The sequence below is a fragment of the Bosea vestrisii genome, from assembly GCF_030144325.1.
GTDB classification, from domain to species: Bacteria; Pseudomonadota; Alphaproteobacteria; order Rhizobiales; family Beijerinckiaceae; genus Allobosea; species Allobosea vestrisii_A.
On record NZ_CP126307.1, the window covers coordinates 146,693 to 172,603 of the forward strand.

The window sequence follows — 25,911 nt, forward strand, 5'->3', positions numbered from 1 at the left end:
AGGGGAGGTTGCATGGCTGAGGCGTTCGATTGGGCGTTTTCAGGCCCGATGGGGCTTGCCGCGCTCGTCCTCGGCTATCTGCTCGGCTCGATTCCCTTCGGCATCATCCTGACGCGGCTGAGCGGCGGTCCGGATCTGCGCACGATCGGCTCCGGTAATATCGGCGCGACCAACGTTCTGCGCACCGGCAACAAGAAGCTCGCGGCCCTGACCTTGATCGGCGACATGCTGAAGGGCACGGCTGCGGTCCTGCTTGCCGGCTGGTTGCTCGGCGGCAAGAGCGCGGCGCTCGCAGCCGGTCTTGGCGCCTTTCTCGGCCATCTCTTCCCGGTCTGGCTGCGATTCAAGGGCGGCAAGGGCGTCGCCACCTTCCTCGGCATCCTGATCGGGTTGAAGGCGTCGATCGCGCTGATCTTCGCCGCGGTCTGGATCAGCATCGCTTACCTGACCCGCTACTCCTCGCTCTCGGCACTGATTGCGAGCCTGCTGACGCCGCTGCTGCTCTGGTTCTGGATTCGTGATCCTCAGGCAGCCGGGCTGATGGCCATCCTCACGCTGCTGCTCTGGTTCATGCACCGGGAAAACATTGCAAGGCTGCTGGCCGGCCGCGAAGGCAAGATCGGACAAAAGGACTGAATGTCGATGGCCGGTTTCGTTCTCGATGACCGGCAACGCCTCGACTGGCTCAGACTGATACGCAGCGAGAGCATTGGCCCACGCACCTTCCGCACCCTGGTCAACCGCTTCGGCGGGGCGGCCGGAGCACTCGCCGCCTTGCCGGATATCGGCCGTCAGGCCGGGCGTACGCTCAGATTATGCACGCCCGCCGAGGCGGAGCGGGAGTTCGAGGCGCTGCGCCGGCGTGGCGTTCAGCTGATCGCGCTCGGCGAAGCCACCTATCCCGTGCCGCTGCAGGCGATCGATTCGGCCCCGCCGCTGATCGCGGTCGAGGGTGATCCAGCTGTGCTGAACCGACCGTGCGTCGCGCTGGTCGGCTCGCGCAACGCCTCCGCGGCGGGGCTGAAATTCACGGCGACCCTGGCGCGTGAACTGGGTGAGGCCGGCTTCATCGTGGTCTCCGGCCTGGCCCGTGGTATCGACACGTCTGCCCATCAAGCGAGTCTGGAGAGCGGCACGATTGCCGTGCTGGCGGGGGGCTCGACGAAGTCTATCCGCCGCAGAACATCCCACTGTTGGAACGCATCCGCGAACACGGTGCGGCGCTGAGCGAAATGCCGCTTGGCTGGGCGCCGCGCGGGCGCGATTTTCCGCGACGAAACCGGCTTGTTTCGGGCCTGGCGCTCGGAACGGTGGTGGTCGAGGCGGCGCGCAAGTCCGGTTCCCTCATCACCGCCCGCTTCGCCAACGAGCAGGGCCGCCAGGTCTTCGCCGTGCCGGGCTCACCGCTCGATCCGCGCGCCGAGGGCGGTAACCATCTGATTCGCGAAGGCGCGATCCTCTGCGCCGAGTCCGCCCACATCGTCGACGCACTGACGCCGATGCTGAAGCGCGGCGACCTCTTCGGGCTGGAGCCCATTCTCGCTCGCGAGGACGGCGGACCGGGGCGCCGGCAAGAGGCGCTTTGGGATGAGCTCGATCTGCCGGAGGTGCTGCCGGCGCCGAAAGCCGAGCTGAACGGGGAGGAAATGGGGACAACGCTGGCCGCGCAAGCTGGCAATGTGCCACGTCTGCGATTGCTCGATCTCATCGGTTCGACGCCAGTCGCGATGGACGATCTCGTTCGCGCAAGTGGTCAGCCTGCGCGCGAGGTCAGTCGAATCCTGCTCGAGCTGGAGCTGGAGGGCGTGGTGCAGCGCCATGTTGGCGGAGCCCTCTCGCGGCTGGCGTAAGCATGGCGGGTCAGCCTGCCGCTTCGCCCCAGCGGTCGCACTCGCGCTCGGCCTCCGCGGCTGCCAGCTCCAGCAAGGTGACGAGCAGGTCGAGATCGGCGGCGCGGGCCTGCGTACCGAGTTCGGCAAGCATCTTTCCCGCCTTGACGGCAATGTCGCGCTGCAGATCGCGTTGGCGTGCTCGTTTCTCGACAAGGAGTTGCAGCGCCAACGCTTCGGGCTCGTTGAGCGGCTGCAGGCTTCCAGACACCATAAAGTCGGTGGAAGCATAAGACGTCGGAGAAGCCGGCATGGGCGCTCCTTTTAAGTTGTCATATTTTAGTTGTGCAACCTATGATTTAATAATCTGCAAAAGACCCGTGTTCAGCTAAGGTGTTTTGTCGGGATCGGTGGGTTCGCCGAGCTGCAGCTGGCAGGTTCGGCGATTGATCGCGGCCTCAAGCCGGGTCATGTCGACAAAATAGGCGAGGCTGCTGAGTTGCGCTGCCCGCGCCATGGCGCCGAGTTCGATGCTGATCTCCTCGATATACGAAGCAACTTCCAGTTGCATCCGCGCGAGTGCGTCCATGCTATGCGGTCCGGGCGAGGCGACGGCATTGCGGCCTATACGGGAAACTCTGGGTAAGCGATTGTCATCCGGATAGATTTTATCCTCCTTGATTTTCCGTGACGTTGCTTTTCTCATGTCGTCTGCCCTCGTGGTTGCATCAGCCCTTGGGAAACGAACCGGTGTTCGACAGAGCTATTCTTGCTACTCGTCCCCCGGGAATGCAATCACTGCGTGTATAAAATTCCTCGAAAAGGAACTCTTTCTCCATTGAGGCGTTCTTCCTGATCGCAATTTAGCCGCGATTGGTTCAGGCCCGGTTCAACCGCTGCGGGCTAGATCGGGCGTCAAGGCGGATATCCGCCGACAGGAGAATGTCATGTCAGATTTCGGAAAGAGCCGCTTCCTTGTGACGCTCGCCGTCGCCGGCAGCGTTCTGGCAGCAGGCCTAACGCCCGTAATGGCGGGTGAGACCCGCGCGGTCGGCTTTGACAAGAGCCGGCTCGATGCGGCGCAGGCCGATTACTCGCAGTACTATCGCCGTGGCTGGCGCGGCAGCAATCGCGGTGCCGCGATCGCAGCTGGTGTGGGTCTGGGCGTCCTTGGCGCTGCGGCGATTGCCGCCAGCAGGCCCGCCTATGCCGAGCCGGTCTATGGCTACGATGACGGCTATGGCTATGACGAGCCGGTTTACGTCGCGCCGCGACGCTACTACGCGCCGCGTCATTACGGCTATTATCCCGACAACATCCGCGATCCGGCCGGCGGCAGCTACCGCTGATCAGTCCTTCGTGGAAAAACAGCCTTAATCAATTCTGAACGCCTGTTGCTTAGGCTTTAAAGGGTCGCTTCCGTCACTCGACGGCAGCGGCCCTTTTCACGGCGTGCGGCAACAATTGGCCCCGATATTGGGGCCATCGCCTTGTCGACCTTGGAGAAAGACGATGAAACCCTCGCTCAAGACGCTGCTGTCCGGCTGCGGTGCGGTTGCCCTGGCGGCGTTCTGGTCCGGCACGGCGATGGCCCAGTATTATGATGACGGCTATGGCCGTCGTCAGGAGCGGCCGCGATACGACCGGGGTTATGACCGCGGCTCCGACAGGGGCTATGATCGAGGCCCGCGTGATCGTGGCTATGGACGCGATGACGGCCGCGGTCGGGGTTACGGAGCCGACAACTCGTATGGTCGCGGCAACGCGGTCAACCGGCTGAGCATCGAAGACCAGAAGCAGGCGCTCAAGAATCACCGCGACGCGCAGAAGAAGGCGATCAAGCGCGGCTACGTCATTCCGTAGCCCAGTCTTGCTCCGGCTCGCTCTCGTCCGATGTCAGGCGGGCGAGCCGGTCGAGCGCACCCTGCAGGATGTAGGCGGCCGCCATCTTGTCGACGACAGCCGCCCGCCTCGCCCGCGAGGCATCGGCTGCGAGCAGGGTGCGGGTGACCGCGAGCGTCGACATCCGCTCGTCCCAGAACACGATTGGCAGCGCCGTCAGCGGCGCGAGATTGCGCACGAAGGCCCGGGTCGACTGGACCCGCGGCCCTTCGCTGCCGTCCATGTTGAGCGGCAGACCGATGACCAGGCCAGCGATCGCATGCTTCTGCGTGACCTTCAGCAGCGCCACCACATCCAGCTTGAACTTGACGCGCTGGATCGTCTCCAGCGGCGTCGCAATCCGGCGCTCGACATCGGAGAGCGCAAGTCCGATCGTCTTGGTGCCGAGGTCGAGGCCAAGCAGGCGAGCCTGCTCGGGCAGGGCGAGGAACTGGTCCAGCGTGACGAGATTGGCGCTCATCTCTGGGCGGTAGCACGGGCCGCCCGCTCATGCGAGCGGCCCGTCCAGCTCAGTTGGCGGCTTGTGGCGTCAGACCTGCTGCCTTCAGTGCCGCTCCCCATTTGGCGACCTCCGCGGCAAAGCGCTTGGCATGGGCAGCGCGCGTCCATTCGGCCGCCGGAAAGGCGCTGGTGCCGACTGCCTTGAAGCGCTCCAGCACGGCAGGGTCCTTCAATGCGGCCTGCAGGGCGCCGTTGAGCTTGTCCAGTGCGGCGTCCGGCGTTCCCTTTGGGGCGTAGAGACCATGCCAGATCGTCATGTCGATCTCGGTGCCGGCCTCGCGCGAGGTCGGAACGTTCGGCAGCACGCCGAGCCGCTCCGGAGAGGTCACGGCATAGGCGCGAATTTTGTCCCCCTGGATCTGCGGCACCGCCGTGGTGGACTGGTCGCAGAGCACGTCGACCTGGCCACCGACGAGGTCGTTCATCGCCGGCCCCGTGCCGCGATAGGCGACCTGGGCGAGCTTGACGCTCAGCGCCTGAGAGATCAGCACGGCGCAGAGATGCGCATTCGAGCCGACGCCCGCATGGGCAACGGTGAGCTTCTCGGCCTGCTGCTTCGCAAAGGAAAAGAAGGCCTTGCCGTCGACCGGGGGCAAGGCGAGCTTGCCGGAGATCACCATCGGACCAGTGTTCACCAGTCCGACCGGTGCGAATGCGGATGCCGTGTCGTAGCCGAGATTGCTGTACAGCGCCGGCGCCGCAGCGAGCGCCAAATGGTGGATCAGCAGCGTGTATCCATCCGGCGGCGCTGAAACCAGGCGCTTGGCCCCGGCCGTCCCGCCCGCGCCGGCGATGTTCTCGATGACGAACTGCTGACCGAGCGTGCGGCCCATATGCTCGCCGAGCAGGCGGGCGATCACGTCACTGGGGCCGCCGGCGGCGAAGGGCACGATCAGCGTGATCGGCTTGGTTGGAAAGCTCTGCGCCAAGGCGGGCGTGCCGAACCCCAATAGGAACAACCCGGCAAGCGCGCCCCCGCGCGTCGCGAGGAATCTGCGGAAATGGGCGATCATTCGTTTCCTCCGGTGTGGCTGCCGCTCTGCGTCGGCCTGGTCGACATCTCGGGCCATTTGGTCCTCGAGCCTCGGTCGCTCGATTTCGAGCGAAACTTTAGAAGTATCCGGCAACACGCTGACCATGAACGATCAACTTGGGCGTCTTTGCGAATTGGATGGCCTTCAGCGAAGGTCCGACAGGTAATGAACCTCCTGGGTCAGGCACAGGCTGAGCCGGTGTTCGACCGGTGTGCCGTCGAGCGACAGGGCGACGCGATCAATCTGCAGGGCCGGCTCGCCCGGCGATACCCCGAGCGCGGCAGCATCGACGTCGGCAAGAGCCACCGCCTTCAACCGCTCGCGCGCATTGGCGATGGTGATGCCATAGCGACCGGCGAACAGGCTGTAGAGATTGTTCGGGATTGGCCCGTCCTCCAGCCCCGGAAAGAGCTGCTGCGGCAGGCTCAGCGTCTCGATGATCAGCGGCGCGCCGTCGAAGGACCGCAGTCGGCGGATGCGAGTGACAGCGGCCCCCTCGGCGAGATCCAGGGCCGCGCGCTCTGCCTCACGGGCTAAGCCGGTGGTCACCGAGAGGACGACACTGTCGGGAAAGCGCGGCGAGCCCTCGTCCGGCGCCAGTTTGAAGAACTGGAACAGGATGCGGCGCTCGTCATGCTCGGCGACGAAAGTGCCGCGGCCCTGGCGCCGCACGACGAGATTCTCGGCGGCGAGTTCGTCGAGTGCCTTGCGTACAGTGCCCTGGCTGACGCCGATCTCGGCTGCGAGTTGGCCTTCGCTCGGCAGTGCCGCGCCGGGCGCCCAGACTCCGTCGACCAGCCGTCGTACGAAGATCGCCTTCACCTGCCGGTAGAGCGGCCGGAAGCCCAGTGTCTCCGGCGTGCCGGACGCGCGCGGCTGCTCTGAGATTTCCAGCTTGTGCACACTCATATGTCTTATATAAGACTTGAGCGCAGCCACGTCGAGCCCGATTTCGGCGTGAGAAATCACCGGAAACGGTCAGGGAGCCCGCCATGAGCAAGCCGCATCTGCTGGTGCATGAGAAGAAGGACACGGTCGGTGTCGTCGTCGTCGAGGGCCTGAAGGCCGGAACCGACATGCTCGGCGTCGTCACACACGACAATTCGGATTTCCGCCTGACCGCCAAGATGGACATCCCAATCGGCCACAAGGTCGCGCTCAAGGCGATCAAGAAGGGCGACACGATCTGGAAGTACGGCCAGGACATCGGCAAGGCGATCGCCGATATCGGGCAGGGCGAGCATCTCCACGTCCAGAACGTCAAGACCAAGCGCTGGTGAGCCCAGCTCTCCGCTGATCCCGATCTCCAGGCTCCCGTCAGGTCGAGCCCAAACCTTTAGGAAATCGCCAATGTCCTCCATCGTCGCCAATTTCGACCTCGTCAAAGGCAAGCTCGCCCGGGTGAAGGGCCGCAAGATCGAGGCGCCCGAGTTCAAGACGCCGTTCGTCAAGCGCCCCACCGGCCGCAGCCTCGATTCCTTCATGGGCTGGCGCCGCGAGAACGACCGCGTCGGCGTGCGCAACCACGTGCTGCTGCTGCCGCTCGACGATCTCTCCAACGCCGCCTGCGAGGCTGTCGCCAACAACATCAAGGGCACGCTGGCGATCCCGCACGCCTATGGCCGCCTGCAGTTCGGCGAGGATCTCGAGATCCATTTCCGCACGCTGATCGGCACCGGCTCGAACCCGAACGTCGCCGCGGTCGTCGTCATCGGCATCGAGGATGGCTGGACCAAGCGCGTCGTCGACGGCATCGCCAAGACCGGCAAGCCGGTGGTCGGCTTCGGTATCGAGGGCCATGGCGACATCGCCACCATCGCCAAGGCCTCCTATGTCGCCAAGGAGTTCGTGCAATGGGCGACCGAGCTGCCGCGCACGAAATGCGGCATCGAGGAGCTTTGGGTCTCGACCAAATGCGGTGAGTCCGACACGACGACCGGTCTCTCGTCCTGCCCGACGGTCGGGAACATGTACGACAAGTGGATCCCGCGCGGCGTCTACGGCGTCTTCGGCGAGACCTCCGAGATCACCGGCGCCGAGCATCTCTGCAAGGCGCGAGCGGCTACCCCTGAGGTCGGCGAGCGCTGGTACAAGATGTGGAAGGCCTATCAGGACGACGTCATCGAGGCCCACAAGACCGACGATCTCTCGGATTCGCAGCCGACCAAGGGCAATATCGCCGGCGGCCTGACCACGATCGAGGAGAAGGCACTCGGCAACCTCGAGAAGATCGGCCGCGAGTGCAAGTTCATCGATATCCTGGAGCCGGCTCAGGCGCCGCAAAAGGGGCCCGGCCTCTACTACATGGACACCTCTTCGGCGGCGGCCGAGTGCGTGACATTGATGGCCGCGGGCGGCTATGTCGTGCACACTTTCCCTACCGGACAGGGCAACGTCATCGGCAACCCGATCGTCCCCGTCATCAAGATCACCGGCAATCCGAAGACCATGCGCACCATGCCCGAGCATATCGACGTCGACGTCTCCGGCATCCTGCGCCGCGACCTCACCATCCCGCAGGCCGGTGACGCCCTGATCGAGAACATCGTGCGCACGGCGAATGGCCGCCTCACGGCTGCCGAGGCGCTCGGCCATCGCGAGTTCTCGATGACCAAGCTATACCGCAGCGCCTGAGCAACAGCTCTCCGGGCGCGACGAGGCAAAAGTGTCGGACAGGATCGTTTCCAAGATCGTTTCATTGCATACGCCGGGGCGGGACGTGTTGCCCGCCTATGTCCGTGCCTTGGAAGCGGGCTGGTCGCCGAACACGATGCGTGACGTCGCACCCGAGCAGCTCGCTGCGATCGCGGCCGATCCCGACGTGTTCGTTGAGGGGCTGAACCAGCGCGGCGGCACGATTCGCCTGCATGACGACAGCGAGGTCGCGCGCCTGCCGGATATGATCCGCTGGATCATTGCTATCGATCAGCCTGAGCGTCCCTTCGTCGGCAGCATCAATCTGCGCTGGCAGGAAGATGAAGCCGGCAGGCCGGTCACGGAGCTGCCGTCGCATGTGCTCGGCCATGTCGGCTACACCATCCTGCCGGACCATGCCGGGCACGGTTATGCCAGTGCGGCCTTGGCCGCCGTCCTCGCCGAGGCTCGTGCCATCGGACTGCCATTCCTCAAGATCACCTGCGACACGCGCAATCTGGCCTCGCGGCGGATCATCGAGAAGAATGGCGGGCGTTTCCTTGAGAGCTTCCTCGCGCCGTTCTACGGGCCGGAGGAACGGCTGATGTACCGGATCGATCTGCAATCATGACCGAAGCAGCCTCCTTGCGCCTGACCAGTGGCCTCGGCCGGCTTGCGCCGGGCATTGCCTTGTCGGCGGCGGTGGCGGTCGCCTCCGTGCTGGCCGAGCCTGTCCTGAAGCAGCTTGCTGGCGGTCGCGTCGGCATCCCGGCTGTGGTGATCGCCCTGGTGATCGGTATGCTCCTGCATCCGATCGCCAACACCCGGCGCTTCGAGCCGGGCATGACCTTCTGCGTCAAGAAGCTGCTGCGCTGGGCGATCGCGCTGCTCGGCCTGCGTGTCGCGCTTGGCGATATCATCGCGCTTGGCCTGGGCACGGCACTGCTCGTGATTGTCTCCATGGTGGCGACCGTCGTCTGCGGCTTCCTGCTGGCCCGGCTGCTCGGCCGCGAGCCCGGAGTCGGTGCTCTCGCTGGCGTCGCGACCGCGGTCTGCGGCGCCTCGGCCGCGCTCGCCACCGCGACGGTGGTCCCCGACTATCGCAACAAGGCCGCCGACACCGCCTTCACCGTGATCGCGATGAACGTGCTCGCGACGATCGCGATGCTGGCCTATCCGCTGCTCTGCGTCTGGCTCGGCCTCTCGCAGCAACAGACCGGCGTCATGCTCGGCGCGACCATCCATGACGTCGCGCAGGTCGTCGGCGCCGGCCAGGCCGTCTCCGACGAAGCGGCGAATGCCGCGGTGATCGTCAAGCTGTTCCGGGTCTTCCTGCTGCTGCCTTCGGTGCTGGTCGTCGGCTGGTGGCTGACGCGCCACGGCGAAACCCATGGTCATGCCAAGGTTCCGGTCCCGGTTTTCGCCTTCGTCTTTCTCGTGATGTGCCTGGTCAACAGCGTGCTGAGCACGCAGGCGGGGCTCGCGGGCATCTACCTGCCGGTGCGGGACATCCTGCTCGACGTCTCGCGCTGGGGCCTGCTGATCGCGATCGCGGCGCTCGGCCTGGGAACCTCGATTGCGGCGATGGCCCGGCTCGGCTGGCGCCACCTTGCCCTCGTCACCGGAACCAGCCTCATCATCCTCGTCGTCGCCACGGGCGGTATCGTCCTGCTCGGCTGAACGGATCTCACAGCGGAAACAGCCATGACCGACATCGTCATCACCGAATTCATGGACGAGGCGGCCGTGGCGACGCTGAAGGCGCGCTACAGCGTGCATCACGACCCGGAGCTCTTCGGCAAACCCGACGAGCTTGCCCGGCTCGTGGCCGACATCCCGGCGCTGATCGTGCGCAACCAGACGCAGGTTCGCGGCGCGCTGCTGGCGGGTGCGAAGAACCTCAAGGTTGTCGGCCGGCTCGGCGTCGGCCTCGACAACATCGACATGGAAGCCTGCATCGCGCGCAGAATCCAGGTCTTCCCGGCGACCGGCGCCAACAGCCTGTCGGTGGTCGAGTACGTCATCGGCACGGCGATGACGCTGCTGCGCGGCGCCTATTTCGCCAATGCCGCGATGATCGCCGGCGAGTTCCCGAAGACGAAGCTGATCGGCCGCGAGATCGCCGGCAAGCGCATGGGCCTCGTCGGCTTCGGCGCGATCGCCCGAGACGTCGCGCGGCATGCCAGGGCGCTCGGCATGACGGTCACAGCCTACGACCCCTACGTTCCGGCCGATGCTCCGGTCTGGCAGGGCATCGAGAAGCTCGATCTCGACGCGCTGCTTTCGACTTCGGACGTGATCTCGATCCATTTGCCGCTGACGCCGGAGACGCGCGGACTGATCGGCGAGGCCGCCTTCGCCACGATGAAACCCGATGCCATCCTGATCAACGCGGCGCGCGGCGGGATCATGGACGAGGCGGCGCTGGTCGCGGCGCTGAAGGGCGGCCGTCTCGGCGGCGCGGCACTCGACGTCTTCGAGCAGGAGCCGCTCAAGGCCGACGGCGCAAAACTCTTCGCCGGTACGCCGAACCTGATCCTGACGCCGCATATCGCCGGCAACACGGTGGAATCGAACGGGCGCGTCTCCGGCCTCGTCGCCGAGCGGGTCATCGCGGCGCTGGAGGGGCGGCCATGACGCGCCTCACGCTCGAGCAGGCCGAGCAGAAGGTCGCAGACCTCTTCATCGAGGCCGGCGCCTCGCCCGCCAATGCCGCCTCGGTCGCGCTGGCTCTGGTCATGGCCGAGGCCGATGGGCTGAAGGGGCACGGGCTTTCCCGCGTGCCGACTTATCTGTCCATGCTTAGATCCGGCAAGATCAACGGCCAGGCCGTGCCGATCGCACGCCAGCCCAAGCCGGGCGTGCTGGCGATCGACGCCGCGCATGGCTTCGCCTATCCGGCGATCGACCTCGCGGTGATTGAGCTGCCCGAGATCGCCCGCAAGCAAGGCATCGCCGCCGCCCCGATCCGCCGCTCGAACCATTGCGGCGCCGCCGGCCTGCATGTCGAGCGTCTGGCCGAGCAGGGGCTGGTGGCACTGCTCTTCGCCAATACGCCCGGCGCGATGGCGCCCTGGGGCGGTGCCAAACCGGTCTTCGGCACCAATCCGATCGCCTTTGCCGCGCCGCTGCCGGGGCGCGAGCCGCTGGTGATCGACATGGCGCTGTCCAAGGTGGCACGAGGCCCGATCGTTGCGGCGAAGCAAAAGGGCGAGGCAATCCCCGAAGGCTGGGCACTCGACGCTGCCGGCAAGCCGACGACCGACCCGGCGGCGGCGATCGCCGGCACCATGGTGCCGCTCGGCGACGCCAAGGGCGCGACGCTCGCCATGATGGTCGAGATCCTCGCCGCGGCGCTGGTCGGCACCCATTTCGCCTTCCAGGCTTCGTCCTTCCTCGATGACAAGGGCGGCCCGCCCGATACCGGCCAGTTCATCCTCGCCATCGACCCCGCGGGCATGGGCGGCAACTGGTTCGCCGAGCGGATGAGGATGCTGACGCATGCGATCGAGGAGCAGCCAGGCACCCGGCTGCCCGGCATGCGGCGCTATGGGCTGCGGGCCAAGGCGCGGGCCGAGGGCATCGAGGTCGATCTCTAATCCCAAGGCGTCATGCAGCAATGCGTCATGCTCGGGCTTGCCCCGAGCATCTCAGGCCGGAAGAGGCTCGGGCCAACACCTCCTCGTCATGAGATTCTCGGGTCTGCGCTCTGCTTCGCCCGAGAATGATGGCTCCGCTCAGACAAAATCGAATCGATCAACGTCGACAAGGCCTTTGTCGGTGATCTTCAGATGCGGAATCACCGGCAGGGTCAGGAAGGCGACCTGCAGGAAGGGCTCGGCCAGCACGACGCCGAGCGCCTTCGCCGCCGCACGCAAGCCTTCCAAACCGTGCCGTACCGTCTCGAAGGGCTGGTCGCTCATCAGCCCGGCGACGGGCAGTGCGAGCTCCGCCGTGACCTTGCCGCCATCGGCCACCGCGAAGCCACCACCGGTCTCGATCAGCCGGTTTGCCGCGGCCGCCATCGAGGCCTCGTCGACACCGACGACGCAGAGATTATGACTGTCATGGCCGACAGAGGAGGCGATCGCGCCATGCTTCATGCCGAAGCCGTGGACGAAGCCGCCAGCGATGCCGCCGTTGCGGCCATGGCGCTCGATCACCGTGGCCTTGACGGCGTCTTGGTCGAGATCGGGTAGGGCGAAGCCGTCTTTCGCCGGCAGGCGCATGGAAAGGCGCTCAGTGATGATGCGGCCGGGTACGACGCCGATCACCGGCGTTTCGCCCTCGCGGGCCTTCACCGCGAAATCCTCCGGCGCGAGCCTGCGGCTGCGGACGCTGGCGAGGCCGACGGGCGGGATCGCCTTCCTGTCTGCGAATAGCTTGTCCTCGACCAGACGGCCGCCGGCGAACACTTGTTTGACGCGGCAGCCGGCGAGATCGTCGACCAGCACGATGTCGGCGCGCTTGCCGGGACCGATGAAGCCGCGATCGAACAGGCCGAAATTCCGCGCCGCCGACAGGCTCGCCGTGCGATAGGTCGCCAGCACATCCGCACCATGGGCGATCGCGGTGCGGACCATGTAGTCGAGATGGCCTTCCTCGGCGATGTCGAGTGGGTTGCGGTCGTCAGTGCAGAAGGCGAGGAAGGGCGAGGCATCGCGGGTGATCAGCGGGATCAGCGCGTGCAGGTCCTTCGAGACCGAGCCTTCGCGGATCAGGATCGCCATGCCCTTCGCCAGCTTTTCTCGCGCTTCCTCTGCCGTCGTGGTCTCGTGATCGGTGCGGATGCCGGCGGCGAGATAGCCATTGAGGTCGAGACCGCGGACCAGCGGCGCATGGCCATCGATATGCCGATGTGAAAATGCTTCGAGCTTGGCGAGGCAGCCGGAATCGCGATGCAGCACGCCAGGAAAGTTCATGAACTCGGCGAGGCCGATCACCTTGGGGTGGTCCATGAACGGGGTGAGGTCGGCAGCCTCGAGCGCCGCGCCCGCCGTCTCCAGATGCGTCGCCGGCACGCAACTCGACAGCTGCACGCGCAGATCCATCCGCATCTCTTCGGCGCAGGCGAGGAAATAGCGGATGCCCTCGGCGCCGAGCACATTGGAGATCTCGTGCGGGTCGCAGATTGCAGTCGTGACCCCGTGCGGCAGCACGCAGCGCTCGAATTCGAGCGGCGTCACCAGCGAGGATTCGACGTGCAGATGCGTGTCGATGAAGCCGGGCACGGCAATCAAGCCGGTGGCATCGAAGCTCGCCTTGCCCTCATAGCGGCCATGGGTGCCGACGATGGTGTCGCCGCAGAGCGCGATATCGGTTTCGACGAGGTCGCCCGAGACGAGGTCGAACAGATTCGCGCCGCGGATGACGCGATCGGCCGGCTCATCGCCGCGTCCTTGCGCGATTCGGCGGGCGAGGGTGGCTGCATCGGTCATGGTCTGGGGCTCCGGGTTCAGGCCGGCTTGGCTACGCCATCTCGCCGGCCTAGACAGGCGCTGTCCAGTCGCCTTTCGCGGAGACCATCATGCAGCTCACCTGGTTCGGCCATTCGGCGTTTCGGCTCGACCTGTCCGGCGCCTCGGTCCTGATCGACCCGTTCTTCTCCGGCAATCCGGCTTTCGAGGGCGATGTCGCCGCGGCAAGCAAGGGCGTCAGCCATATCGTCGTCACCCATGGCCATGGCGACCATGTCGGCGACACGCTCGCCATCGCGGCGGCGAACGATGCCACCGTGATCACCAATTACGACCTGTGCATGCATCTCGCCTCGAAGGGGCTGACGAAGTTCGAGCCGATGAACACCGGCGGCACCGTCGATCTCGGCGCCTTCTCGGTGACGCTCGTCCGGGCCGATCACTCAGCTGGCATGGGCGAGGCGGGCGTGGCCGTTCCGGTCGGCAACGCCAATGGCGCGATCATCAAGGCGCCCGGCGAGAAGACGCTCTGGCACATGGGCGACACCGACATCTTCGCCGACATGGCACTGCTCGCCGAACTCCACGGTGTCGAGATCTGCATCTGTCCGATCGGCGATCGCTTCACCATGGGAGCGAAGACCGCGGCGCTGGCGATGACCCGCTTCGTCAAGCCGAAGCTCGCGATTCCCTGCCACTACGGCTCCTTCCCGATCATCGCCCAGGACGCGGCGGTCTTCGTCGAGGGGCTGAAAGGCAGCGGGGTCGAGGCGCTGGTGCCGGAGAAGGGCAAGGCGGTCACGATCTGAAGGTCACGAAGGCCAGACAGCAGGGCGTGGGGAACCCTCTCCTGTAAGGAGAGGGCAGGGTGAGGTGTAGGCGGTTCGACCAGTGCCGCGAGCGCTGACCGCGCGGTCGGGTTCCGGCCGACGTTTCCAGTCCGACACCTCACCCCTACCCCTCTCCTTACAGGAGAGGGGATCCCGAGCTTGGCTTGAGGCGTTGCGGGCTGGCCGCGCGCGCCGTATAGCCCGTGACCACACATCACGTTCGCCAGTGCCGCGAAGTTGCAGGAGCCCGCCCATGTCGGTCGACGCCGCCACCGTCAAACGCGTCGCGCATCTCTCGCGCATCGCCGTCGATGATGCGGATGTGCCGAAGCTGCAAGGCGAGCTCAACGCCATCCTCGGCTTCGTCGAGCAGCTCAACGAGGTCGATGTCACAGGCGTCGAGCCGATGACCTCGGTGACGCCGATGGTGATGAAGAAGCGTCAGGACGTGGTCACTGACGGCGAGATCGCCGATGAGATCGTCGCCAACGCCCCGGCCTCCGAGGACGACTATTTCATGGTGCCGAAGGTGATCGAGTGAGCGCCTGACGCGCTCCGTTCATCGTCATCATCCGACCGCATACGTTTTACGGATATTCGCCGTGACCGATCTCACCCGCCTGACCCTGACCGACGCCCGCGACGGGCTGAAGGCCAAGCAATTCTCCGCCACTGAGCTCGCCAAGGCCCATATCGCCGCCGTCGAGCAGGCGCGCGCGCTCAATGCCTATGTGCTGGAGACGCCCGAGCATGCGCTGAAGCAGGCCGCCGCCTCGGACGAGAAGCTCGCCAAGGGCGAGGCCGGCCCGCTGGAGGGCCTGCCCCTCGGCATCAAGGACCTGTTCGCGACCAAGGGCGTGCGCACCACCGCCTGCTCGCGCATCCTCGGCAACTTCGTGCCGGCCTATGAGTCGACGGTCTCATCGCAGCTCTGGCGCGACGGCGCCGTCATGCTCGGCAAGCTCAACAATGACGAGTTCGCCATGGGCTCGTCGAACGAGAGCTCGGCCTTCGGGCCGGTGGTCAATCCCTGGCGGCGCAAGGGCTCGAATGTCGGGGCCGGCGCTGCCGGCGCGATCGAGGGCAATCATCTGGTGCCCGGCGGCTCGTCCGGCGGCTCTGCCGCAGCCGTCGCCGCGCATCTTTGCCTCGCCGCGACCGCGACCGACACCGGCGGCTCGATCCGCCAGCCGGCCGCCTTCACCGGCACGGTCGGCATCAAGCCGACCTATGGCCGCTGCTCGCGCTGGGGCATCGTCGCTTTCGCCTCCTCGCTCGACCAGGCCGGGCCGATCGGCAAGACCGTACGCGACTGCGCCGTGATGCTGCGTTCCATGGCGGGGCATGATCCCAAGGACACCACCTCGGTCGATCGCGCTGTACCTGATTACGAGGCCTCGGTCGGGCGCTCGATCAAGGGCATGAAGATCGGCATCCCCCGGGAATATCGCCTGGAGGGCCTCAACGCCGAGATCGACGCGCTCTGGCAGCAGGGCATCGACTGGCTGAAGGCGGCCGGTGCCGAGATCGTCGAGATCTCGCTACCGCACGCCAAATACGCGCTGCCGGCCTATTACATCGTCGCTCCGGCGGAGGCTTCGTCCAACCTCGCCCGCTATGACGGCGTCCGCTATGGCCTGCGCGAGCAGGGCCGCGACATCGTCGAGATGTACGAGAAGACTCGCGCCGCCGGCTTCGGTGCCGAGGTCAGGCGCCGCATCATGATCGGCACCTATGTGCTGTCCTCGGGCTATTACGACGCCTATTACCTGCGCGCCCAGAAGGTGCGAACGCTGATCAAGCGCGATTTTGAAGCTGTCTACGACCAGGGCATCGACGCGGTGCTGACGCCGGCGACACCGTCCTCCGCCTTCGGTATTGGCGAGAAGGGTTCGTCCGACCCGGTCGAGATGTATCTCAACGACGTCTTCACGGTGACGGTGAACATGGCCGGGCTGCCCGGCATCGCCGTGCCGGCGGGCCTCGACAGCCAGGGCCTGCCGCTTGGCCTGCAGCTGATCGGCCGGCCTTTCGACGAGGAGACGCTGTTCTCGCTCGGTCAGGTGATCGAGGAGGCTGCCGGCCACTTCCCGGTCAGCGAGCGTTGGTGGGCCTGAGCCCGCCGCCGCTTGATCGGTCGCATTCCGAATCCTGACTTCTCTCGCGCGATTACGGGTGGCAGTCTTCGGGCCTGATCAGGCTGCCGGAGACCGCCATGCCGTCCTATCCGTTCGAGACCGTCGACGTCTTCACCAACCGCCGCTTCGGCGGCAACCAGCTCGCCGTCTTCACCGATGCGCGCGGCCTCTCGGACGCCGAGATGCAGGCGCTGGCGGCGGAGATGAACTATAGCGAGACCACCTTCGTGCTGCCGCCGAGCGATCCGGCCAACACGGCGCGCGTCCGCATCTTCCATCGCACGGCCGAGATGCCCTTCGCCGGCCATCCCAATGTCGGCACCGCCTGCGTGCTCGCCGGCCATGGCCGCGACCGCGATGGCATCCTGCTGTTCGAGGAGATGGCCGGGTTGGTCGAGGTTCGCATTGCGCACGATGCCGCCGGGCTAGTGACGGGCGCGACCATCGCCGCGCCGCAGGCGCTCTCGCTAGGCATCCAGCTGCCTGCCGACGCCATAGCGGCCTGCGCCGGCCTTAGTAGCGCCGAGGATGTCCTCACCGGACGCCATCAGCCGCAGCAGGCCTCGGTCGGGGTCAAATTCGTCCTGGCCGAGGTCACGCCGGAGGCGCTGACACGCGCGCTGCCTGATATCGCGGCCTATCGCCGACTCGAACAGGCCAATCCGGCCCTTGAGAGACGCCTGTCGATCTTCTTCTACGCCTGGGATGGCGACAGCGTCCGCGCCCGCATGTTCGCGCCGCTCGCCGGCACCTGGGAGGATCCCGCAACCGGCAGTGCCAGCGCGACATTGGCGGCTCTGACTTTGTCGCTCTCCGATAAGGACAGCGTCGCCTTCGACATCGCACAGGGCGTCGAGATGGGCCGGCCTAGCCTGCTGCATGTCGCGGCTCGGCGCATCGACGGCGAGATTCGCGCCACCGTCGGCGGCGGCTGCGTGCCGGTGCTGCGCGGCGAGGCGACGGTGTGAGAGGGACGTCATGCTCGGGCTTGACCCGAGCATCTCAGGCCGATGAGGCTCCAGTCAGCGCTTTCTCGTCTTGAGATTCCCGGATCTGCGCTTCGCTGCGCCCGGGAATGACGAGACCTTCAGCCGTCGAGCCCAATCTCCTTGCGGACCTTGCGCGTCAACCCCGCTGCAACCAGCCGGTAGCTCTCGCGCAGATAGTCGCGGAAGGCCTCGTCCGGCAGGCTCTCGCCAGAGAAGCGCTGGATCCATTTCATTCCGCGCGAGGCGAGATACGGCGCCGGCCGGCAGCCGGGCGCATCACGCAACATCTCATAGGCCATGGGCGAGCATTTGAACGAGACGAAGAGCGCGCCCTCGGCGTCGTCGCGGCCGAGCGCGAACACCTTGCCGCCGACCTTCCAGACATCGGCGCCGCCCCACTGCACGACATGGCTGGTCGCGGGCAGGGCGGCGCAGAAGGCGTTGTATTCGGCGAGGGTCATGCTGTCCTGCTGTCGCGAGTCGCTGTGTCGGAGCATCCCTTATCCCAAATGACGGCCGGTTGGTGTCCGGAGCCGACGGTTTGGCGCAGCTTTCGCCCTAGCGTTGCCAGAAGCGCTTGGCGATCTCTGTCTCGACCTGCTGTCTCGTCAGGCCGATATCGTTGAGCAGATGGGGATTTTCCCGCGCCATTTGCGTGAGCTTCCAGCGAGCGCGGATACGCTCGTGCCAGGTCGCAAGGATGCTTCGCAGGAGCGAGGCGGGAGTATCGTTCATGGCAACCTCCCTATGGCTCGAAGGGCTGGACCCTCGATCTGAAGGAGGTTGAGTTCTGCTGCATGCGGGCAGCACCGTCCTTAAGCGCGCCCAAAGAGTTCCAAAAACCTCCAAACCGGCTATGGATTCACTCATGCAGGGATCGCGCTTTGCCTTTGGGCCGTTCGTGCTCGATTCGGGCGCAGGAACGCTGCTTCGGAACGATGTTCCGGTTGCCGCCGGCTATCGCGCGTTGAAGTTGCTTGCAGCGCTCGTAGGGCGGCCAAGCGAGATACTCGCCAAGGCCGAACTGATGGATGCGGCATGGCCGGGCACCGCCGTCGAGGAGGGCAATCTCACCGTCCAGGTCGCGCAATTGCGGAAGCTGCTCGGCGTGCCCGCCGATGGCGGCGAATGGATCGTCACTGTCCCACGCATTGGCTACCGCTTCGCCGGCGCGGTCGAACAGCTCGGCGATGCGAAGCGCAAACCATTGCCGTTGCCTGCCAAGCCGTCGATCGCGGTGCTGCCCTTCGTCAATCTCGGCAACGATCCCGAACAGGACACCTTCGCGGACGGGTTGACCGAGGACCTGATCACCGACCTGTCCCGAATCCCGGACCTGTTCGTCATCGCCCGCAACTCGGCCTTCGCCTACAGGGACAAGGCGAGGGGTGTGCGCGAGATCGCCGAAGAGCTCGGTGTCCGCTACCTGCTGGAAGGCAGCGCACGGCGCGTCGCGGGACGCGTGCGCATCAACGCCCAGCTGGTCGACACGGTGAGTGGCGAACACCTGTGGGCGGAGCGCTTCGATCGCGGGCTGGACGATATCTTCGCCGTTCAGGACGAGGTCACCGCCAGGATCGTCGAAGCCTTGCTCGGCCGCCTGCGCGCACCGCCGCCGCGCCGTAGGCCAAAAAGCCTCGAAGCCTACGATCTCTGCGTTCGGGCCCGCCAGCTGATGGATGATACGCCTCAGGCGGCACAGGAAGCGCATCTGCTGCTCACCCGCGCTGTGACGCTCGATCCGGACTATGCCGAGGCCTATCGCTGGCTCGCTTTGAACCACTGGATGGGATGGGTGCATTCCGGCGGGCCGACTGAGACGTCCCGCAGCATCGCTTTGGAGCTGGCGCGCAAGGCCGTCGCAATCGATGCCAATGATGCAGGCTGCCGCTGGGCCCTGGCCTATCTGCTCGCCTATGAGCGCAGCTTCGCCGAGGCGGAGGTGGAGTTCGCCAAGGCGCTCGAACTCGACCCGAACGAGGCCGATGCGTGGGCGGCACTGTCAGACATCACGGTGCTGGCCGGGCGGGTCGACGAAGGCCTCGACCATATTCGCAAAGCCTTCCGGCTGAACCCGTTTCCGGCAAGCTGGTACTATCTGCCGCTCGGTCAGGCGCTCTATGCCGCCGGCGAGTACGAGGCCGCGGTCGAGGCGCTGCGCCGGGACGAGACACACCGGACGAGCTCACGCCGGTTCCTGGCGGCGAGCCTCGCTCAGCTCGGCCGGCTCGACGAGGCGCGCGCGGAGGCTGAACTTTTCCTGGTTGGCAATCCGGATTTCAGCATCGGCCACTGGGCCGCTATGGAGCCGTTCCGCGATGCGGCGATGCGCGAGCGCTTCGTCGCGGGCTTCCGCAGGGCCGGCCTTCCGGAATGATGCGGCCTGGCTCTGCCCATCCGAGCCGAGGGGTCTCAGATCGGGCCTTCTGGAACCAGTTGGACCGCATGCCGTTGGTCTCCCGCTTATCGCAGCAAAACCCGAACGCGAGGCGACGATGAAACTCTCCGGCGGCTGCAATTGCGGGCAGGTCCGCTACGAGCTCGACGGCGAGCCGGTCCGTATCGGCATCTGCCATTGCGAGACCTGCCGGAAAAGTTCGGGCTCGGCCTTCTCCTTCTTCGGGATCTGGCCCAGAACCAATGCAACCCTGTCGGGCGAGCTCGGCTGCTGGCAGGGCCGGGCGGGAGGCGAGCGCTTCTGCCCGACCTGCGGCTCACCGCTTTTTTGTTGGGCGGACGATTCCGACGAGATCGAGATCAGGCTCGGCACATTGGACAGCCCACCAAGTGCGCTCGTACCGGCCTATGAGCTCTGGGCTATCCGTCGGGAACCCTGGCTGGCACATCAGAAGGGCGCCGAGCAGCATACGCGCGATCGCGAGAAGCTTGGCGCCTGAGCCCGGAGCATTTTCGAGCGAAGTGGATACCGGTTCGCGTGAAGAAAATGCGATATAACAGGACGTCAGAAGCTCTCGGCGTCGACGCCGTGGACCTTGGCGGCCGCGACGATCTGCGACCAGGTCTCGGCGTCGAGCGGGATGCCGTCGCGCTCGCGCTCGATCCTCATAGCGCGCTCCTTGTCGCCGGGCGCCAGCACGGGCTGCGATGGATCCAGCGGTGCGGCGGCGCGCACGAAGGTGAGGTAGCTCTCGATCCGCTGCTGGCGCAGGTCCGCATCCGGCTCGAGCCGGGCCGGATCGATCAGCACACCGAACAGCGAGTTGATGATCCAGCTCTTGTGCGGCTTCTCGTCGATGCGTGCGGCGCCCATCAGTCCGGCCGAGAGCAGTTCGGCGATCAGCGAGAGGCCGGCGCCCTTGTGGTCACCGAAGGGCAGGAGCGCACCGAGCGGCAGGTCCGGCTGCAGGAAGACATGCCTCGGCTCGGTGGTCGGGCGGCCCTCGCCATCGATGATGTAGCCTTCCGGCACGTCGACGCCCTTGTTGAGTGCGACGCGCGCCTTGCCATGCGCCATGCGGCTGGTGGCGAAGTCGAGGATCAGCGGCTCGCCGCTCGGAACCGGAAGGCCGATCGAGATCGGGTTGGTGCCGAAGCGCGCCTCCCTGGCAGCGAAGGGCGCGACGATCGGCGGCCGGCCGGCGACATTGACCCAGAAGATCGAGATCAGCCCGGCTGCTGCCACGACTTCGGAATAATGACCGATGCGGCCGATATGGTGGGAATCGAGCAGGTTGAGCACGGCGACGCCGCCGGCTTGCGCGATCGTGATGGCACGGTCGACGGCGTTCCGGGCGGTGGGCTGGCCGAGCGCGACATTGCCGTCGGCGATCAGGAAGGGGCCCGCCTCACTGCGGATGCTGAGCTTGGCCTGCGGCGTCAGATTTCCGTCGGCGAGCGAGTTGAAATAGAGCGGCAGCATGCCGATGCCGTGGCTGTCATGACCGCTGAGATTGGCGAGCACCAGATGTTCGGCCGTCTCGTTGGCTTCATCCTCGCTCCAGCCGGCGGCGGTGATCATGGCCCGGGTGAGGGCGCGAAGCGCGTCGGGCCGATGCAGACGGTAGGAGGTCATGGCTCTCTGTCGGATGTTTCGACGGTTCCGGCAGAGTGCACGGGCCCGCGCTGCATGCAATGCGCAGCAGCAAATGGTGCCATCCCGGCCGGTGCATCTCGACGTTGCGCTCACCAATCCTTATGTTGCTGTCAGCAATCCTGTTTTCACCGGACCTTGAATCCGGTCGAGGAGGGACGAGGATGTTTTCGATACCTGGCCTCAAGGTGGTCTCGCTGACCGATGCCGCCGCCGCCCGCATTCGCGCCGTCATGGCGCAGTCGGGGCGTGACGATCCCGATGCGCCCGCGCTCGGCTTGCGCGTCGGCGTCAAGAAGGGCGGCTGCGCCGGCATGGAATACACCTTCGAGGTCGCTCGCGCGGTCGAGAAGGGCGACGAGGTCGTGACCGAGAAGGACGCGACGGTGATCGTTGATGCCAAGGCGGTGCTGTTCCTGCTCGGCACTGAGCTCGATTTCAAGAGCGACCGCTTCTCCTCGACCTTCGTCTTCAACAATCCGAACCAGGTCTCGGCCTGCGGCTGCGGCGAATCGGTCGAGATCAAGCCGCGCGCAGAGAACGCGCTCGCCGCTCAGTGAATGAAACGACGGTCGCTCAGGCGACCTTCGCCGCGTCCTGGATCGCGTCCTCGGTGATGGTGCGGTTGCGTCCGTCCCGCTTGGCTTGCAGCAGCGCGTTGTCGGCGCGCTCGACGATCGAGCTCGCTGTGTCGCCGCGCCGATAGACCGCGACGCCGAGCGAGATCGTGATCCGCCCCAGGCTCTCATTGGTCGAGCGCTTCACCAGCTCGCGGGTCAACAGCGCCTGACGCACGGTCTCGGCGCCGAACTTGCCGGCGACGACATCGGCTTCCGGCAGGATGATGGCGAACTCCTCGCCGCCGAAGCGGGTGATGATCGCCTTGTCCTTGAACTTGTCTTTCATCGTCTTGGCAACCAGGCGCAGCACCTGATCGCCGGTCAGATGGCCGTGCATGTCGTTGAAATTCTTGAAGAAGTCGATGTCGGCCATGACCAGTGCGAAGGGCTCGCGCCGCAATGTCGCCTGATCGATCGCCTTCTGCAGCATTTCTTCGAAGTGACGGCGATTGGCGAGGCCGGTGAGGGGATCGGTCAGGGCTTCGGCCCGTGTCGATTCCAACGCCTCGCGCAGATTATGGATCTCGTGCGCGCTTTCGCGCAGCTGGGTTTCGAGCTGGGTCTTGCGCGCGACCTCCTCGCGCGTCGACAGCACGAGCGCTTCGACCCATTCGCGCAGCTTGTGCCGGTCGGCCGAGGGCGGAACCTCCTCCGACATGGCGCAGAGCCGGCCGTGATACTCTTCGCTCGAGCTGAGCGCACGGTCGACCAGTGCCATCATGCTGTCGATCTCGGCGAGCACCTGCAGGCTGGTGCGCTCGGCCTGGCGCGAGATGCGGTCGGTACTGATGAATTTCTCGTAGAGCGTGTCGATGTCGGCGGCGCCGACCTCGCCATTGCTTGCAGCGATCACGGCGCTCATCGCCATGCTCAGCGCCGGCATCTCGCCGCTGAGATGCGCGTACCAGACTTCAAAGGCGCGGGGGTAGCCCGGGGAATAATGCTGGCGCATCGCCGCGACCACCTGTTCGGCGAGGTCATGAGCTTGCGGCAAGCCCGATCGGCTGGTTGTCATGACGTCCTGTCCCCGCCGGCCGCGAAATTCTTCCGCAGCCGCTACGCGGCGATCCTAGGACGATTGGGGTTAAGGCAAGGTTGCTGCGAAGCGCGGTTCAGCCGGCGCGAACAGGCCGGAGCAGGAAGGCGGGAACGTGGTCGCCGAGGCCCTTGACCTGCGGTCCGTCATCGAGGTCGTCACGGCGCGGCGAGCGGGGTCGCTCGCTGCCGCGACGCGGCGCGACATTGTCCGATACCGGCTCGTGGCGGGGCGGGCGCTCGCGGGGCGGCGCGGCCTCGCGGGCCGGAGCAGTCTCGCGGGCAGGCGCCGGCTCGGTCTTCGCCTCGCCACGCGGCGGCCTGCCATCGCGTCCGCCGCGTTGCGGACGGCCGCCCTTTCGGTCGTCGCCGCGGCGGCCACGGCGCTCTTCGCGTGGTTCGCCCGGCGGCAGCGCGTCGAGGCGTGGACCTTCCCACTCGATGCTCTTGCCGGTCAGCTTCTCGATCGCCGCGACGAGCTTTTCATCGTGGCGGGTGACTATGGAGAAGGACGCGCCTTCACGGCCGGCTCGGCCGGTGCGGCCGATGCGGTGGACATAGTCCTCGGCATGGGTCGGGACGTCGAAGTTGAACACGTGGCTGACGGCAGGGATATCGAGGCCGCGGGCGGCAACGTCGCTCGCCACCAGGATAGGGAACTCGCCGGTGCGGAAGGATTCGAGCGCCGCCATGCGGGCGTACTGGTCCATGTCACCATGCAGTGCAACTGCCGGAAAGCCATGGCTCTGCAGGGACTTGTGCAGCGTTGCTACATCGCGCTTGCGATTGCAGAAGACAATGGCGTTCTGCAGATCCTTGGCTTCGCGGATGAGCTTGCGCAGTGTGTCGCGCTTCTCGAAGTCCTGGCTGTTCGAGGCTATCAGGCGCTGGGTGATGGTGGTCGCCGCGGTCGCCGGGCGGGAAGCCTCGATACGGATCGGGTTGTGCAGGAACTGCTCGCTGATCCGGGTGATCTCGGGCGGCATCGTCGCGGTGAAGAACAAGGTCTGCCGCGTGAAGGGAACAAGTTTGCAGACGCGCTCGATGTCCGGGATGAAACCCATGTCGAGCATGCGGTCGGCTTCGTCGATGACGAGCAGCTCGACGCCGGTGAGCAGCAGCTTGCCGCGCTCGACATGATCGAGCAGGCGGCCGGGCGTGGCGATCAGCACGTCGACGCCGCGGGTGATCTTGGCATCCTGGTCGCCGAAGGAGACGCCGCCGATCAGCAGCGCGACCGAGAGCTTCTGGTTGACGCCGTAGCGGGTGAAGTTCTCCTCGACCTGGGCCGCGAGTTCGCGGGTGGGTTCGAGGATCAGCGTGCGCGGCATCCGGGCGCGGGCGCGGCCGTTTTCCAGGATGGTCAGCATCGGCAGGGTAAAGGCAGCGGTCTTGCCGGTGCCGGTCTGCGCAATGCCGAGCACGTCCTTGCGGGCGAGCACGTGGGGGATGGCCTGGGCCTGGATGGGGGTGGGCGTCGTGTAGCCGGCGGTGGTGACCGCGGTTAGAACCTTATCGCTCAGGCCGAGTTCGGCAAAAGACATCGATAGCTGCGCTTCTCAAGGGTCGGTGACACGTGGCGGGATGACCGATCGACCGCAACGGTGGCGCGACTTTGCTGGGTTGCGCGCCTTCGGACGCCCGTGCAATGCAGAAAAAACAGGGCAAAGTCAACATTCTAGAGGCGGTTCCGATCAGCTTGCGCCGCAAGGCTGATCGGCGAGAATGGTTTCCTTCTTAACGTGAGGGCCGGATCACCGATCAGATTGAACCGATCTGATCGGTTCCGGCTCGCCGAGGTCAATGAAGAATGAGCGCCGTGACGATGAAGACGCCGGAATCTCTGGTCCTGATCCCGGGGCTGAATTGCACGCCTACACTGTACGCGCCGCAATGGCCTGCCCTGGCGCCGGGCCGCCAGATTCTCGTCGCCGAGACTACCGCGGATGACGCGATCGGCGCGATGGTTGAGCGGCTTCTGGCGGCCGCACCGGAGCGCTTTGCGCTGTGCGGGCTCTCAATGGGTGGCTACATCGCCCTCGACGTGATGCGGCGAGCGCCCGAGCGCGTGACGCGGCTGGCCTTGCTCGACACCACGGCCAAGCCGCCGACGCCCGAAACCAACGCGCCGCGCGAACAGATGATCGCGCTGGCTGAGAAGGGCGCCTTCGACAATGTCGTGACGCTGCTCTGGCAGAAGCTGGTCGCGCCCGACCGTCTCGCCGATGAAGCGTTGCGCCTCGACGTGAAAGCGATGGCCGAGACGGTCGGCGCGGCAGGTTTCGTCCGCCAACAGCGGGCGATCATGGGGCGAGCTGATGCGCGGCAGGTTCTCGCGACGATCTCCGTTCCGACCCTGGTCGTCGTCGGTGAGGAAGACGCAATCACCCCGCCGGACGAGGCGCGCGAGATCGCCGCCGGGATCGGTGCGAGCGCGCGCTATCTGGAAATACCGGGATGCGGCCACCTCTCGACCATGGAGGCACCAGAGATCGTGACGCGGGCACTGCTTGACTGGCTCGGCTGAGCCTCAGCGCTGGGCCACGCAAGGATCGAGCTTGGTCTCGCCGGCGCGTTTGGCGATCGATCCCGTGGTGAGCGGGTCGAAGGGTTGCCCCTTGGCCGCGGCATACGAGGCCTGACGCATCGCATCCCGGTCGAGCTGCGCCGTCTGGCTCGAGATGAAATTGACGGCGATGACGGAAAGGAAGGCGATCGCGGCGCCGGCCTTGGCGATATCGGCGACCATGGTACCGCGCTGGTTGCGCAGGAAGGCGATGACAAGGCGCATCGCGAACTCCGGACAAGATGAAAGGCGTCAGACGCCGACAAGCGAAGCATGCAGCAGCGCCTGTAAAAACTTGGTTAGCGAAGAGTCTCCGCTTCAGATCGCCATCGCTTGCTGCGCATGAATGACTTACGCTACGACAG

Annotated in this window: 29 protein-coding genes and 1 pseudogene; 18 read left to right on the forward strand and 12 right to left on the reverse strand. The window is 65.9% G+C overall.

Going from position 1 to position 25,911, the window contains the following annotated elements; genetic code table 11:
- Positions 1 to 12: 12 nt before the first annotated feature.
- Positions 13 to 636: a glycerol-3-phosphate 1-O-acyltransferase PlsY gene (plsY, locus tag QO058_RS00690; RefSeq protein ID WP_284169848.1), complete on the forward strand. Its 624-nt coding sequence runs from the start codon at positions 13 to 15 to the stop codon at positions 634 to 636.
- A pseudogene (gene dprA, locus QO058_RS00695) lies at positions 637 to 1,850 on the forward strand (DNA-processing protein DprA).
- A 10-nt stretch (positions 1,851 to 1,860) separates the two neighbouring features.
- On the opposite strand, the gene QO058_RS00700 reads toward dprA, so the two are convergent.
- Both QO058_RS00700 and QO058_RS00705 read right to left on the reverse strand, forming a co-directional pair.
- Positions 1,861 to 2,142, reverse strand: a complete 282-nt coding sequence (locus QO058_RS00700) for a hypothetical protein (protein ID WP_284169849.1) — start codon at positions 2,140 to 2,142, stop codon at positions 1,861 to 1,863.
- 75 nt (positions 2,143 to 2,217) lie between these two features.
- Complete coding sequence (locus QO058_RS00705) at positions 2,218 to 2,418, reverse strand: hypothetical protein (protein WP_284169850.1); 201 nt, start codon at positions 2,416 to 2,418, stop codon at positions 2,218 to 2,220.
- 358 nt (positions 2,419 to 2,776) lie between these two features.
- On the opposite strand from QO058_RS00705, the gene QO058_RS00710 reads away from it, so the two are divergent.
- The gene (locus tag QO058_RS00710; protein ID WP_284169851.1) at positions 2,777 to 3,178 is read left to right on the forward strand and encodes a hypothetical protein; all 402 of its coding nucleotides are present in this window, start codon (positions 2,777 to 2,779) and stop codon (positions 3,176 to 3,178) included.
- A gap of 163 nt (positions 3,179 to 3,341) precedes the next feature.
- Entirely contained in the window at positions 3,342 to 3,692 is a 351-nt protein-coding gene (locus QO058_RS00715) for a hypothetical protein (RefSeq protein ID WP_284169852.1), read from the forward strand.
- On the opposite strand, the gene ruvX is transcribed toward QO058_RS00715, so the two are convergent.
- From ruvX to QO058_RS00730, 3 genes are all read right to left on the reverse strand, one after another.
- Positions 3,682 to 4,191: a Holliday junction resolvase RuvX gene (gene ruvX / locus QO058_RS00720; RefSeq protein WP_284169853.1), complete on the reverse strand. Its 510-nt coding sequence runs from the start codon at positions 4,189 to 4,191 to the stop codon at positions 3,682 to 3,684. The genes QO058_RS00715 and ruvX overlap by 11 nt on opposite strands.
- A 49-nt stretch (positions 4,192 to 4,240) precedes the next feature.
- Positions 4,241 to 5,245, reverse strand: a complete 1,005-nt coding sequence (locus QO058_RS00725) for a tripartite tricarboxylate transporter substrate-binding protein (protein WP_284169854.1) — start codon at positions 5,243 to 5,245, stop codon at positions 4,241 to 4,243.
- A gap of 165 nt (positions 5,246 to 5,410) precedes the next feature.
- Positions 5,411 to 6,175 carry a GntR family transcriptional regulator gene (locus tag QO058_RS00730; protein WP_284169855.1) on the reverse strand — a complete coding sequence of 255 codons (765 nt, stop codon included), beginning with the start codon at positions 6,173 to 6,175 and terminating at the stop codon, positions 5,411 to 5,413.
- 83 nt (positions 6,176 to 6,258) lie between these two features.
- Here QO058_RS00730 and QO058_RS00735 point away from each other — a divergent pair, with 83 nt between their 5' ends.
- The 6 genes from QO058_RS00735 (at position 6,259) to QO058_RS00760 (ending at position 11,499) form a co-directional block, all read left to right on the forward strand.
- The gene (locus QO058_RS00735) at positions 6,259 to 6,546 is read left to right on the forward strand and encodes a UxaA family hydrolase (RefSeq protein WP_126111567.1); all 288 of its coding nucleotides are present in this window, start codon (positions 6,259 to 6,261) and stop codon (positions 6,544 to 6,546) included.
- Positions 6,547 to 6,748: 202 nt separating this feature from the next.
- Entirely contained in the window at positions 6,749 to 7,900 is a 1,152-nt protein-coding gene (locus QO058_RS00740; protein WP_284173062.1) for a UxaA family hydrolase, read from the forward strand.
- A 31-nt stretch (positions 7,901 to 7,931) separates the two neighbouring features.
- Positions 7,932 to 8,531 carry a GNAT family N-acetyltransferase gene (locus tag QO058_RS00745; RefSeq protein ID WP_284169856.1) on the forward strand — a complete coding sequence of 200 codons (600 nt, stop codon included), beginning with the start codon at positions 7,932 to 7,934 and terminating at the stop codon, positions 8,529 to 8,531.
- On the forward strand, positions 8,528 to 9,580 hold the full coding sequence (locus tag QO058_RS00750) for a YeiH family protein (RefSeq protein ID WP_284169857.1): 1,053 nt from the start codon (positions 8,528 to 8,530) through the stop codon (positions 9,578 to 9,580). Before QO058_RS00745 ends, QO058_RS00750 begins: the two co-directional genes overlap by 4 nt.
- A gap of 24 nt (positions 9,581 to 9,604) precedes the next feature.
- Positions 9,605 to 10,537, forward strand: a complete 933-nt coding sequence (locus tag QO058_RS00755) for a hydroxyacid dehydrogenase (protein ID WP_284169858.1) — start codon at positions 9,605 to 9,607, stop codon at positions 10,535 to 10,537.
- Entirely contained in the window at positions 10,534 to 11,499 is a 966-nt protein-coding gene (locus QO058_RS00760) for an Ldh family oxidoreductase (RefSeq protein ID WP_284169859.1), read from the forward strand. Before QO058_RS00755 ends, QO058_RS00760 begins: the two co-directional genes overlap by 4 nt.
- 138 nt (positions 11,500 to 11,637) lie before the next feature.
- Here the strand turns inward: QO058_RS00760 and ade are convergent, their stop codons facing one another.
- On the reverse strand, positions 11,638 to 13,338 hold the full coding sequence (gene ade, locus QO058_RS00765) for an adenine deaminase (protein ID WP_284169860.1): 1,701 nt from the start codon (positions 13,336 to 13,338) through the stop codon (positions 11,638 to 11,640).
- 89 nt (positions 13,339 to 13,427) lie between these two features.
- Here ade and QO058_RS00770 point away from each other — a divergent pair, with 89 nt between their 5' ends.
- The 4 genes from QO058_RS00770 to QO058_RS00785 all read left to right on the forward strand — a co-directional run bounded on the left by QO058_RS00770 (position 13,428) and on the right by QO058_RS00785 (position 17,253).
- On the forward strand, positions 13,428 to 14,126 hold the full coding sequence (locus QO058_RS00770; RefSeq protein WP_284169861.1) for a metal-dependent hydrolase: 699 nt from the start codon (positions 13,428 to 13,430) through the stop codon (positions 14,124 to 14,126).
- Between the two features lie 274 nt (positions 14,127 to 14,400).
- Complete coding sequence (gene gatC, locus QO058_RS00775; protein WP_284169862.1) at positions 14,401 to 14,688, forward strand: Asp-tRNA(Asn)/Glu-tRNA(Gln) amidotransferase subunit GatC; 288 nt, start codon at positions 14,401 to 14,403, stop codon at positions 14,686 to 14,688.
- Between the two features lie 61 nt (positions 14,689 to 14,749).
- Positions 14,750 to 16,264 carry an Asp-tRNA(Asn)/Glu-tRNA(Gln) amidotransferase subunit GatA gene (gene gatA / locus QO058_RS00780; protein WP_284169863.1) on the forward strand — a complete coding sequence of 505 codons (1,515 nt, stop codon included), beginning with the start codon at positions 14,750 to 14,752 and terminating at the stop codon, positions 16,262 to 16,264.
- A gap of 98 nt (positions 16,265 to 16,362) precedes the next feature.
- On the forward strand, positions 16,363 to 17,253 hold the full coding sequence (locus QO058_RS00785; RefSeq protein ID WP_284169864.1) for a PhzF family phenazine biosynthesis protein: 891 nt from the start codon (positions 16,363 to 16,365) through the stop codon (positions 17,251 to 17,253).
- A gap of 119 nt (positions 17,254 to 17,372) precedes the next feature.
- Here the strand turns inward: QO058_RS00785 and QO058_RS00790 are convergent, their stop codons facing one another.
- Both QO058_RS00790 and QO058_RS00795 read right to left on the reverse strand, forming a co-directional pair.
- Positions 17,373 to 17,735: an MmcQ/YjbR family DNA-binding protein gene (locus QO058_RS00790; protein ID WP_284169865.1), complete on the reverse strand. Its 363-nt coding sequence runs from the start codon at positions 17,733 to 17,735 to the stop codon at positions 17,373 to 17,375.
- A gap of 97 nt (positions 17,736 to 17,832) precedes the next feature.
- The gene (locus tag QO058_RS00795) at positions 17,833 to 18,009 is read right to left on the reverse strand and encodes a DUF1127 domain-containing protein (protein WP_284169866.1); all 177 of its coding nucleotides are present in this window, start codon (positions 18,007 to 18,009) and stop codon (positions 17,833 to 17,835) included.
- Positions 18,010 to 18,142: 133 nt separating this feature from the next.
- On the opposite strand from QO058_RS00795, the gene QO058_RS00800 reads away from it, so the two are divergent.
- Entirely contained in the window at positions 18,143 to 19,651 is a 1,509-nt protein-coding gene (locus QO058_RS00800) for a winged helix-turn-helix domain-containing tetratricopeptide repeat protein (RefSeq protein ID WP_284169867.1), read from the forward strand.
- A gap of 118 nt (positions 19,652 to 19,769) precedes the next feature.
- Positions 19,770 to 20,171 carry a GFA family protein gene (locus QO058_RS00805; RefSeq protein ID WP_284169868.1) on the forward strand — a complete coding sequence of 134 codons (402 nt, stop codon included), beginning with the start codon at positions 19,770 to 19,772 and terminating at the stop codon, positions 20,169 to 20,171.
- Positions 20,172 to 20,236: 65 nt separating this feature from the next.
- Here the strand turns inward: QO058_RS00805 and QO058_RS00810 are convergent, their stop codons facing one another.
- Positions 20,237 to 21,307, reverse strand: coding sequence for a malate/lactate/ureidoglycolate dehydrogenase (locus QO058_RS00810; RefSeq protein WP_284169869.1), 1,071 nt, complete (start codon positions 21,305 to 21,307; stop codon positions 20,237 to 20,239).
- Between the two features lie 182 nt (positions 21,308 to 21,489).
- Between QO058_RS00810 and QO058_RS00815 the strand changes: the two genes are divergently transcribed.
- Complete coding sequence (locus QO058_RS00815; protein ID WP_284169870.1) at positions 21,490 to 21,885, forward strand: HesB/IscA family protein; 396 nt, start codon at positions 21,490 to 21,492, stop codon at positions 21,883 to 21,885.
- 16 nt (positions 21,886 to 21,901) lie between these two features.
- Here QO058_RS00815 and QO058_RS00820 read toward each other — a convergent pair whose 3' ends face one another.
- Positions 21,902 to 22,960, reverse strand: coding sequence for a GGDEF domain-containing protein (locus QO058_RS00820; RefSeq protein ID WP_284169871.1), 1,059 nt, complete (start codon positions 22,958 to 22,960; stop codon positions 21,902 to 21,904).
- Between the two features lie 97 nt (positions 22,961 to 23,057).
- Positions 23,058 to 24,524, reverse strand: a complete 1,467-nt coding sequence (locus QO058_RS00825) for a DEAD/DEAH box helicase (protein ID WP_284169872.1) — start codon at positions 24,522 to 24,524, stop codon at positions 23,058 to 23,060.
- A gap of 266 nt (positions 24,525 to 24,790) precedes the next feature.
- Between QO058_RS00825 and QO058_RS00830 the strand changes: the two genes are divergently transcribed.
- The gene (locus QO058_RS00830; RefSeq protein WP_284169873.1) at positions 24,791 to 25,507 is read left to right on the forward strand and encodes an alpha/beta fold hydrolase; all 717 of its coding nucleotides are present in this window, start codon (positions 24,791 to 24,793) and stop codon (positions 25,505 to 25,507) included.
- A 3-nt stretch (positions 25,508 to 25,510) separates the two neighbouring features.
- Here the strand turns inward: QO058_RS00830 and QO058_RS00835 are convergent, their stop codons facing one another.
- Positions 25,511 to 25,771: a hypothetical protein gene (locus QO058_RS00835; RefSeq protein WP_284169874.1), complete on the reverse strand. Its 261-nt coding sequence runs from the start codon at positions 25,769 to 25,771 to the stop codon at positions 25,511 to 25,513.
- Positions 25,772 to 25,911: the final 140 nt, after the last annotated feature.